The sequence below is a fragment of the Ideonella sp. genome, assembly GCF_035254525.1.
GTDB lineage: Bacteria > Pseudomonadota > Gammaproteobacteria > Burkholderiales > Burkholderiaceae_C > Ideonella.
Window position 1 is genome coordinate 1 of the sequence record NZ_DATFAN010000136.1, and the last position, 9,504, is coordinate 9,504.

Below are 9,504 nucleotides of genomic sequence, written 5' to 3' on the forward strand. Positions count from 1 at the left end.
CTGCAACGAGATGGGCGTGGAAACGCTGGCCCACCACCGCACCACGCTGGGCCCCGAGTACGGCACGCTGGTGCCGATGCGCTACATGAACGAAGACCGGCACTTCAAGGTCGTCTCGGTCTCGGCGCTGTGCACCGTGCATTACCTGAACGACAGCGCCCGCCTGGGCTGGGCGATCCGCCGTGCGATCGAGGACCGCTACGACGGCAGCGTGGCGATCCTCGCGAGCGGCTCGCTGAGCCACCGCTTCGCGCAGAACGGCACCGCCGACGCGTACCGCGACCGGATGTGGAGTCCCTTGCTCGAACGCCTGGACCACGCGGTGGTGGGCATGTGGCAGCGCGGCGAATGGGGCGACTTCTGCGACATGCTGCCCGAGTACGCCGCCAAGGGCCACGGCGAGGGTTTCATGCACGACACCGCGATGCTGTTGGGCGCGCTCGGCTGGAGCGATTACGACGCGCCGGCGGAGGTGGTGACGCCGTACTTCGGCGCCTCGGGCACCGGGCAGATCAACGCGGTGTTCCCGGTCACGCCGCAGACCGGTGCCGCGATACCGAAGGCCGTGGCCTCGGCCGCCGACGGCTACACCACCGTGGCCACGCGGCTGTAGGGGCGGGCCATGCCACACCTCGTCATCCTCTACACCCCCGACCTCGAGGCCGACGCCGACATGACGGCGCTGTGCCGCGCCTTGGCCGACACCATGCTCACGGTGACGGACGAGGCCGGCCAGCCGGTCTTTCCAACCGGCGGCGTGCGGGTGCTGGCCTATCCGGCGGCGCACTGCGCCGTGGCCGACGGCAGCAGCGACTTCGGCTTCGCCTACTTTCACCTGCGCATGGGCCGCGGCCGCAGCGCCGAGGTAAAGCAGCGCGCCGGTGAAGCGCTGGCCGCCGCGGCCAAGGCACAGCTGGCGCCGCTGCTGGCCCGGCGCCACGTGGGCCTCACGCTGCAGATCGACGAAGGCCCCGAGGTCTTCGACGCCAAGTTCGGCAACCTGCACCCGCTGTTCTCGAAAGCCCCCTGATCATGCTGCCAACCGACACCCTGCAGGCCCTGGCGCGCGAGCTGTACGACGCGCGCAAGCAGCGCGTGCAGCTGCGCCACTTCTCGCAGCGCTTTCCTGAGATGACGGTGGACGACGGCTACGCCATCCAGCGTGAATGGGTCAGGCTGGAGCTGGCCGATGGCCGCCGCATCAAGGGCCGCAAGATCGGCCTGACCTCGCGCGCGATGCAGCAGGCCAGCCAGATCACCGAGCCCGACTTCGCGCCGCTGATGGACGACATGTTCTTCGACAACGGCAGCGACATCCCGGCCGATCGTTTCATCGCGCCGCGGGTGGAGGTGGAGCTGGCTTTCATCCTCGGCAAGCCGCTGCGCGGCCCCGGCGTGACGCCGTTCGATGTGCTCACGGCCGCCGAGTACGTGACACCGGCGCTCGAGATCATCGACGCGCGCATCGAGCAGTTCGATCGCGAGACGCAGGCGCCGCGCAAGGTCTTCGACACCATCAGCGATTTCGCCGCCAACGCCGGCGTCGTGCTCGGCGGCCGGCCCGTGCGCCCGCTCGACGTGGACCTGCGCTGGGTCGGCGCACTGCTGCACAAGAACGGCGTGATCGAGGAGACGGGCGTCGCCGCCGGGGTGCTGAACCACCCGGCGAACGGCGTCGCCTGGCTGGCCAACAAGATCGCCCCGCACGACGAGCAGCTGAATCCGGGCGATGTGGTGCTCGCCGGCTCCTTCACCCGTCCGACAGCGGCCAAGGCCGGCGACAACTTCCACGTCGACTACGGCCCGCTCGGGTCCGTCGCATTCCGCCTTTTCTGAGGAGCACGCCATGCAGATGCCCATGAATGCCTTCAAGCGAGCGCTCCAACAAGGCCGTGTTCAGATTGGCCTGTGGGTCGGGCTTGCCGATGCGTATGCGATCGAAGCCATGGCTGGTGCCGGATTCGACTGGCTGCTGATCGATGGCGAACATGCGCCCAACGATCTGCGCACGGTGCTCGGCCAGCTGCAGGCGGTGGCGGCGTATCCCACGCACGCGGTCGTGCGGCCGGTGATCGGTGATTCGCCGCTGATCAAGCAGCTGCTCGACGTAGGGGCGCAAAGCCTGTTGATTCCTGTCGTGGAGACCGCCGAACAGGCGGCGTCGCTGGTCGCAGCCACGCGCTATCCGCCGCGCGGCATCCGGGGCGTCGGCGCCGCCTTGGCGCGCTCGTCGCGCTGGAACCAGATCGACGGCTATCTGAATGCCGCCGACGACGAGATGTGCGTGCTGCTGCAGGTCGAGACGCGAAAGGGCATGGAGAACCTTGCGGCCATTGCGTCGACAGAGGGCGTCGACGGCATATTCTTCGGGCCCGCCGATCTGTCGGCCTCGCTCGGCCTGCTCGGCCAGCCGGCGCACCCCGAGGTGCAACGGGCCATCCTCGACGGCATCGCCATCGTCCGCGCTGCGGGCAAGGCCCCTGGCGTGCTTGCAGCGGACCCAGCCCTGGCGCGGATGTACCTGGACGCCGGGGCGCTGTTCGTGGCCGTCGGTGTCGACACGACGCTGCTGACCCGCGCCTGCCGCGATCTGGCGGCGTCGTACCGGGCCGACCACGACAGGCCCGCCGCAGCCATGCACCTTGGCGGCTTGTGATCGACAGGCCTGCGTAGCCGGAACTTCAAGGAGATCGTCCATGGCAGACACGCCCGCCACGCCGGCCACCGTATCGCGTCCGTCGCGCTTCAGCCGCGAAGAGTGGGACGCCCGCGTCCGGCTGGCAGCGGCCTACCGCATCGTCGATCACCTCGGCTGGGGCGAGCTGATTTACAACCACATCTCGCTGCGGGTGCCGGGGCCCGAGCCGCATTTCCTGATCAACCCCTTCGGCCTGCACTACAGCGAGGTGCGGGCCTCGAACCTGGTCAAGGTCGACGTGAAGGGCAGCGTCATCGGCCACAGCGACTGGCCGATCAACCCGGCCGGTTTCACCTTTCACGGAAAGATCCACGAGATGGTGCCCGGTGCGCATTGCGTGATGCACGTCCACACCACGCCGACGATGGCGGTGTGCTGTTTGGAGGAGGGCCTGAGCTACACGAACTTCTATGCCGCCCAGCTCTTCGGCAAGGTGGCGTACCACGAGTTCGAGGGCATCACCGTGCATGCGGACGAAGGCGCCCGCATCCTCGCAAGCGCCGGCGACAAGCCGGTGCTGCTGCTGCGCAACCATGGGCCGGTCACCATCGGCCACACGCTGCCCCAATGCCTGAGTCTCATGTGGCTGCTCAACCGCGCCTGTGAAGTGCAGCTCGCAACGCTCGCCATGGGCCGGCCCAGGGCGATTGCACCGAACGTGCTGGAAGGCTGTGTGCGCGACTCGCTCAACTTCGACCCGAGGTACGGTGCGGGGCAGGATGCGTTCGACGCGCTGCAACGCGTGGTCGATCGCATCGACCCAAGCTACCGGAGCTAGCTGGCTCGCGAAGGCCGGGTTCGACGCAGGGGAGGGCTACGCCGGGACCACCGTGCCCGCGCACAGGCCGAAGCCGATGCGCCGTGCACCCGGGCGTTCGCAGTGCCCGGCCAGCACGAGCGTGTCGCCGTCCTGCAAGAACGCGCGGCGTTCGCCGTTCGGCAGCGTGAAGGGCTCCTTGCCGCCGGCAGTCAGCTCCAGCAGCGAGCCGGCTTGCGCGCGTTCGGGCCCGCTCAAGGTACCCGAGCCCAGCAGGTCGCCCGGTTGCAGGTTGCAGCCATTGACCGTGTGGTGGGCCACCAGCTGCGCGGCCGTCCAGTAGGCGGCCTGGGCGGCGTTGCTGTTCGAGATGGCCACGGGGGGCATGCCGGCTTCGCGCATCGCGGCGGTCTGCAGGCGCACCTCGAGCTGCACGTCGAGCGCGCCGCGTTCGCGCTGGCCGGCGTCATCGAGATAGGGCAGCGGCTGCGGGTCGCCTGCCGGCCGGGTGAAGGGCCGGCGGAAGGGCGCCAGGGCCTCCATCGTGACGATCCACGGCGACACCGTGCTCGCGAAGTTCTTGGCCAGGAACGGGCCGAGCGGCTGGTACTCCCAGGCCTGGATGTCGCGGGCCGACCAGTCGTTGAACAGGCACACCCCGAACAGGTGATCCTCAGCCTCGGCGAGGGGGATCGAGGTGCCGAGCGCATTGCCGGCGCCGATGAAGAAGCCCAGCTCCAGCTCCAGATCCAGCCGCTGCGTGGGGCCGACCTCGGGCGCGTCCTGGCCGGCCGCCTGCGTCTGCCCGCGCGGGCGGCGGATGGGCGTGCCGCTGGCGACGATGGACGAAGCGCGGCCGTGGTAGCCGATGGGCACCCACTTGTAGTTGGGCAGCAGCGGGTTGTCGGGCCGGAACAGCTTGCCCACCGCGGTGGCGTGGTGGATGCCGACGTAGAAATCGGTGTAGTCGCCGATGCGGCAGGGCACGCCCAGCTCGACCTCGGCCTGCGGCACCAGGCAGGGCGCGAGCGCGTCCTCGGGGCCACCGGCCGCGAGCGCCTGCGACAGCGCGCGTCGCAGCGTGCGCCGGGCCGCGGCACCACGCGCCATGAAGCCGTTCAGCTCACCGGTGGCCAGCAAGGCCAGCAGCGCCTGCACGTCGCTCGGCCATTTGGTGTGTTCGGCGGCGAGTTCCAGGTCCAGCACCTGGTCGCCGATCGCCACGCCGATGCGCCAGGCCTGGCCCGGCCGGCGAAAGCGGCCGAACGGCAGGTTCTGGATCGGGAAGTCGGTGTCGGCCGCGTTGGCCGAAGCGACCCAGCTTTGCAGCGCCGGGTCGTGGGTTGCGTCGAGCGTGCTCATCGTTGGAACCCGTCCTTCAGCGCGGCCCAGCATTGCGCGTAGTCCGCGTCCAGCGCGCCGCAGCCCAGCGCGAACGCCGTGGGCTTGAAGCGCCAGCGGCTCTCGAACATGAAGGCCAGCGTGTCGTCCAGCTTGTGCGGTGCCAGCGTGGCGTGGCTGGCCTGGTCGAAGGCCTCGGCGTCGGGGCCGTGCGGCACCATGCAGTTGTGCAGGCTCATGCCGCCGGGCTTGAAACCCTCGGGCTTGGCGTCGTACCGGCCATGGACCAGCCCCATGAATTCGCTCATCAGGTTGCGGTGGTACCAGGGCGGGCGGAAGGTGTCTTCCATCACCAGCCAGCGCGGCGGGAAGATCACGAAATCGCAGTTGGCCGTGCCCGGCGTGTCGCTCGGGCTGGTCAGCACGGTGAAGATGCTCGGGTCGGGGTGGTCGAAGCTGATCGAGCCGATGGCCATGAAGTTCGCGGTGTCGTACTTCATGGGCGCGAGGTTGCCGTGCCATGCGACGACATCGAACGGCGTGCGCGGCTGGGTGGTGCGCCACAGGCGCCCGCCGAACTTGCGAACGATTTCGTACGTCTGGTCCTGGCGGTCGTCGAAGGCGGCCACCGGCGCGAGGAAGTCGCGTGCGTTGGCCAGGCCGTTGCTGCCGATGGGGCCCAGCTCGGGCAGGCGGAAGGGCGCGCCGTGGTTCTCGCACACGTAGGCGCGCGACGGGCCGCTCACCTTCACGCTGAACGCGATGCCGCGCGGCAGCAGAACGACCTCGCCCGGCCTGGCGTCGAGGATGCCCAGCTCGGTGACGATGGTCAGCGCGCCCTGCTGCGGCACGACCAGCATCTCGCCGTCGGCATTGACGAGCGCGCGCCCGTCCATCGAGCGGTTCATCAGCACCAGGTGCGCGGCCATGCCGGTCTGCGCATCCGGGTCGCCGTTGACGACGATGGTGCGCAGGCCGTCGACGAAATCCAGCGGCGTGTCCGGCACGCCCACCGGGTGCCAGCGCAGCGGATCCGGCGGCACCGTCTCGCCTTCGGTGGCGCCGCTCTTCCAGTGCGGTTGATCGTAGGGCGCGTAGGCGCCGCTCACCACCGAGGGCTGGCGCCGGTAGACCCAGCTGCGCTGGTTCGCGTGGCGCGGCGCGGTGAAGGCGCTGCCCGAGATCAGCTCGGCGTACAGGCCGAGCGGCGCGCGTTGCGGGCTGTTGCGGCCCTGCGGCAGCGCACCGGGCACCGCCTCGGTCGCGAACTGGTTGCCGAAGCCGCACAGGTACTGGCGATCAGTCATGGGTCAGTCCAGGTGGATGCCGTTGTCCTTGATGAGTTTTCCCCAGCGCTCGCGCTCGGTCTTCGCGTAGGCGGCCATCTGCTGCGGCGTGCCGGGCAGGGCTTCGAGCGACAGGGTCTGGAATCGCGCCTTCACGGTCGTGGCGTTGAGCGCTTCCTGCAGAGCCTTGGCCAGCTGCGCCACCTGCGGCGCCGGTGTGCCGGCGGGCGCGACCAGGCCCTGCCAGGCATAGGCTTCGAACCCGGTGAGGCCTTGCTCGGCCAGCGTCGGCACCTCGGGGAAGGTGGCCAGGCGCCTGGCGCTCGCGACTCCGATCGCACGCAGCTTGCCGCTCGTCAGGTGCTGCTGCACGCTGGCGCTGTCGATCAGGCCGAACGGGACCTGGCCGCCGATCAGGTCTTGCACCGCCGGCGCGGCACCGCGGTAGGGCACGTGGGTGAACGTCAGGCCCGTGCGCTCGCGCAGCAGCTCGGTCGCCAGGTGATGCGGGCTGCCGAGCCCGGGCGAGGCGTAGTCCACGCCGCCCGGCGCGGCCTTGGCCCACGCGACGAACTCTTTCCAGTTCTTGATCGGCGATTTCTCGGGGACCACCAGGATCAGCGGAAAGCGGGCCAGCAGCCCCACCGGCAGGAAATCCTTGTCGGGGCTGTAGGGCAGCTTGGCGAACAGCGACGGGTTCGCCGCCAGCGTGGCGAAGTCGGCGGTGAGCACCACGTTGCCGATGTCTTTCGACTTCGCGACGTACTCGGCGGCGATGTTGGTCGCCGCGCCGGGCTTGTTGTTGACGACGATGGGGCGGCCCAGCGTCTTGCTCATGTGCTCGGCCACCGTGCGGGCGACCACATCGCTGCCGCCACCGGCGGCATAACCGACCACCCATTCGATGGGTTTGTCGTCGGCGAAGGCAGCCAGGGGCAACGTCAGGGCGAGCGCAGCCAGCGCGCGGCGGCGCGCGTTCGAAACGGTCATGGGAGTCTCCGGGTGTGGGTGGGGTCAGCGGCCGCTGTCGCGCGCGGCCTTCAGGGCTTGCTGCAGCACATCCAGCCGGCCGATGTGGTTGGCCAGCAGCAGCACCAGGCGGGCGTTGAGTGCGTGGCTCTGCGCTTCGCTCAGGTCGCGGTGGGTGTCGATCAGCGCCTCGTAGAACGAGTCCGGTGCGTCGAGGTTCGGTTCGGTCTGGAGGTTCATGGTTGGCTAGCCTTCATGACAGCGCCAGCGCGCGCTTCAGCGCGGTGGCCACGTCGGCGGCGCTCGGGGCCCGCCAGCGGGCGCAGACGTGCTGGTCGGGCCGCAGCAGCACGACCGTGCCGGGCTTCGCGTCGTAGCGCTCGGCGGCCAGGCCTTCCGGCGGCAGGTGGATCAGTTGGACCGGCACGATGCCCTCGGCGCCGGTGCTCACCGCCGCGCCATCGCCACCGAAGACCAGCGCGAAGAAGCCGGTGCCCGAGAGCTGGCGCAGCAGCCACGAGCCGCCGGGCAGCGGCGCGTCGACCGCCGGCGAGCCGGGCACCATCGCGCCAGCGAAGCTGTCGCGATCGGGCGTGTTCAGCGGCGATTCGCGCAGCGTGGCGGGGGTCGACAGCCGCCCGCTGTTGACGATGCGGCGCGCGAAGGGGTGGTTGCGTGCCAGGTCCAGCGTAGCATCGCGGAACAGGCGCGAGATCGGGCTCTTGGGCGTGATGAAGTCGGTGGCGCGCGTGGAGTTCAGGATGTTCTCGTCGGCGGCGTACTCGCGCTCGGGGCCGTAAGTGTCCAGCAAGGCCCGGGGCGCCACGCCGCGCAGCACGAGGTCCAGTTTCCAGGCCAGGTTGTCCGCGTCCTGCACGCCGGAGTTGGCGCCCCGCGCGCCGAAGGGCGACACGCCATGGGCCGAATCGCCGGCGAAGATCACGCGGCCGTGCACGAAGCGCTCCATGCGCAGGCAGGCGAAGGTGTAGACGCTGGCCCACTCCAGCTCGAAGGGCACCTCGCGGCCGAGGGCGGCGCGCATCATCGCGTCGACCCGGGGCTTGATGCGCTCGGGCTGCTTCTCGGCCTCGGGGTCGGCATCCCAGCCGAGCTGGAAATCGATGCGCCACACGCCATCGGGCTGGCGGTGCAGCAGCACGCTCTGGTTCGGGTGGAAGGGCGGGTCGAACCAGAACCAGCGTTCCGCCGGAAAGTCAGCCTGCATGCGCACGTCGGCGATCAGGAAGCGGTCGCGGAAGACGCGGCCCTTGCTCTCCTGGCCCAGCATCGCGCGCAGCGGCGAGCGCGAGCCGTCGCAGGCGGCCACGTAGTCGGCCTCGATCGAGTAGCGGCCGTCGGGCGTGTCGATGCCGAGCAGCACCCGGTCACCCTGCGGCTCGCACGCGGCCACCGTGTTCTGCCAGCGGATCTCGAGGTTTGGCAACCCGGCCGCGCGCACGGCGAGGTATGCCTCGGCGTAGTACTGCTGCAGGTTGATGAACGCGGGGCGCTCGTGGCCCGGCTCGGGCAGCAGGTTGAAGTGGTAGAGCAGCTCGTTGCCGAAGTAGACCTTGCCGACGTTCCACTCCACGCCCCTGGCACACATGGGGTCGCCCACGCCCAGCCGATCCCAGATCTCGAGCGTGCGCTTGGCGAAGCAGATCGCGCGCGAGCCGGTGGACAGCTTGTGGTCGTTGTCGAGCAGCAGCACGCGCTGGCCGCTGGCCTGGAGCCGCTGGGCGAGGTCGATCGCCAGGCTCAGGCCGACCGGGCCGGCGCCGACCACCACCACCGGGTGTCGGGCGGGCGTGGCGGCATCCTGGTCGGCACTGCGTCGGTAGGCGAATTCGTGGCGCTGGATGGTGGCGCCATCGCTGTCGTAGGTCAGCGCCATGGCCTCAACCCTCGAGCGTTTCCCACATCTGGCGGTCGCGCTCGGCGGTCCACACGCGCGGGTCGCGGTACTGCGTGGCCTCGTCGAAGCAGCGGGTCACGTCGAAGGGCATGCAGTGGTCGAAGATCACCCAGTGGCCGTACTTGGGCTTGAGCGCGGCGTAGGTGGCCTTGTAGACGGCGTTCAGGTCCTTGCCTGCCGCGACCCCGGCCTTGACGTTGGCCCACACGTCGCTGACGAAGGCGCGCGTCGCGCCCAGCCCCTGCTGCACCTGCGCCTCGCCCTTGAGCGCCGGGCCGCGGCCGGGCACCAGCGCCAGCGGGTTCAGCGCGGCGATGTTCTCGAGCGTCTTCGGCCAATCCTGGAAATAGGCGTCGCCGGCGTAGGGCGTGGCGTCGAACTCGACCAGGTCGCCCGACAGCAGCGTGCGCTCCTGCGGCAGCCAGACGACGGTGTCGCCCTTGGTGTGGCCGCGGCCCAGTTGCAGCAGCTGCACTTCCAGCTTGCCCAGCCACAGGGTCATCTTGCCGCTGAAGGTGATGGTGGGCCAGGTCAGCCC

At 69.9% G+C, this 9,504-nt stretch carries 10 protein-coding genes and 1 pseudogene; 5 read left to right on the forward strand and 6 right to left on the reverse strand.

Annotated features, from left to right (window positions below; translation table 11 throughout):
* The 5 genes from VJ693_RS13430 to VJ693_RS13450 form a co-directional block, all read left to right on the forward strand.
* Nucleotides 1–613: 3,4-dihydroxyphenylacetate 2,3-dioxygenase (locus VJ693_RS13430; protein ID WP_324154861.1), on the forward strand; the 613-nt coding region annotated here is incomplete at its 5' end.
* 9 nt (nucleotides 614–622) lie between these two features.
* Nucleotides 623–1,030 (forward strand): 5-carboxymethyl-2-hydroxymuconate isomerase, encoded by a 408-nt coding sequence (locus VJ693_RS13435; protein WP_324154862.1) that lies wholly within the window; start codon nucleotides 623–625, stop codon nucleotides 1,028–1,030.
* A gap of 2 nt (nucleotides 1,031–1,032) precedes the next feature.
* Nucleotides 1,033–1,836, forward strand: a complete 804-nt coding sequence (gene hpaH / locus VJ693_RS13440; RefSeq protein ID WP_324154864.1) for a 2-oxo-hept-4-ene-1,7-dioate hydratase — start codon at nucleotides 1,033–1,035, stop codon at nucleotides 1,834–1,836.
* Nucleotides 1,837–1,846: 10 nt separating this feature from the next.
* Entirely contained in the window at nucleotides 1,847–2,656 is an 810-nt protein-coding gene (hpaI, locus tag VJ693_RS13445) for a 4-hydroxy-2-oxoheptanedioate aldolase (protein ID WP_324154866.1), read from the forward strand.
* Between the two features lie 40 nt (nucleotides 2,657–2,696).
* Complete coding sequence (locus VJ693_RS13450) at nucleotides 2,697–3,476, forward strand: class II aldolase/adducin family protein (RefSeq protein ID WP_324154867.1); 780 nt, start codon at nucleotides 2,697–2,699, stop codon at nucleotides 3,474–3,476.
* 36 nt (nucleotides 3,477–3,512) lie between these two features.
* Here the strand turns inward: VJ693_RS13450 and fahA are convergent, their stop codons facing one another.
* The 6 genes and pseudogenes from fahA to VJ693_RS13480 form a co-directional block, all read right to left on the reverse strand.
* Nucleotides 3,513–4,817 carry a fumarylacetoacetase gene (fahA, locus tag VJ693_RS13455; protein ID WP_324154869.1) on the reverse strand — a complete coding sequence of 435 codons (1,305 nt, stop codon included), beginning with the start codon at nucleotides 4,815–4,817 and terminating at the stop codon, nucleotides 3,513–3,515.
* On the reverse strand, nucleotides 4,814–6,103 hold the full coding sequence (gene hmgA / locus VJ693_RS13460; RefSeq protein WP_324154871.1) for a homogentisate 1,2-dioxygenase: 1,290 nt from the start codon (nucleotides 6,101–6,103) through the stop codon (nucleotides 4,814–4,816). Before hmgA ends, fahA begins: the two co-directional genes overlap by 4 nt.
* Before the next feature lie 3 nt (nucleotides 6,104–6,106).
* Nucleotides 6,107–7,072, reverse strand: coding sequence for a tripartite tricarboxylate transporter substrate binding protein (locus VJ693_RS13465; RefSeq protein WP_324154873.1), 966 nt, complete (start codon nucleotides 7,070–7,072; stop codon nucleotides 6,107–6,109).
* Between the two features lie 24 nt (nucleotides 7,073–7,096).
* Nucleotides 7,097–7,291, reverse strand: a complete 195-nt coding sequence (locus tag VJ693_RS13470; protein ID WP_324154875.1) for a DUF2783 domain-containing protein — start codon at nucleotides 7,289–7,291, stop codon at nucleotides 7,097–7,099.
* A gap of 13 nt (nucleotides 7,292–7,304) precedes the next feature.
* Nucleotides 7,305–8,945, reverse strand: coding sequence for an FAD-dependent oxidoreductase (locus VJ693_RS13475; protein WP_324154877.1), 1,641 nt, complete (start codon nucleotides 8,943–8,945; stop codon nucleotides 7,305–7,307).
* A 4-nt stretch (nucleotides 8,946–8,949) separates the two neighbouring features.
* Nucleotides 8,950–9,504, reverse strand: a pseudogene (locus VJ693_RS13480) (MBL fold metallo-hydrolase); the annotation flags it as partial.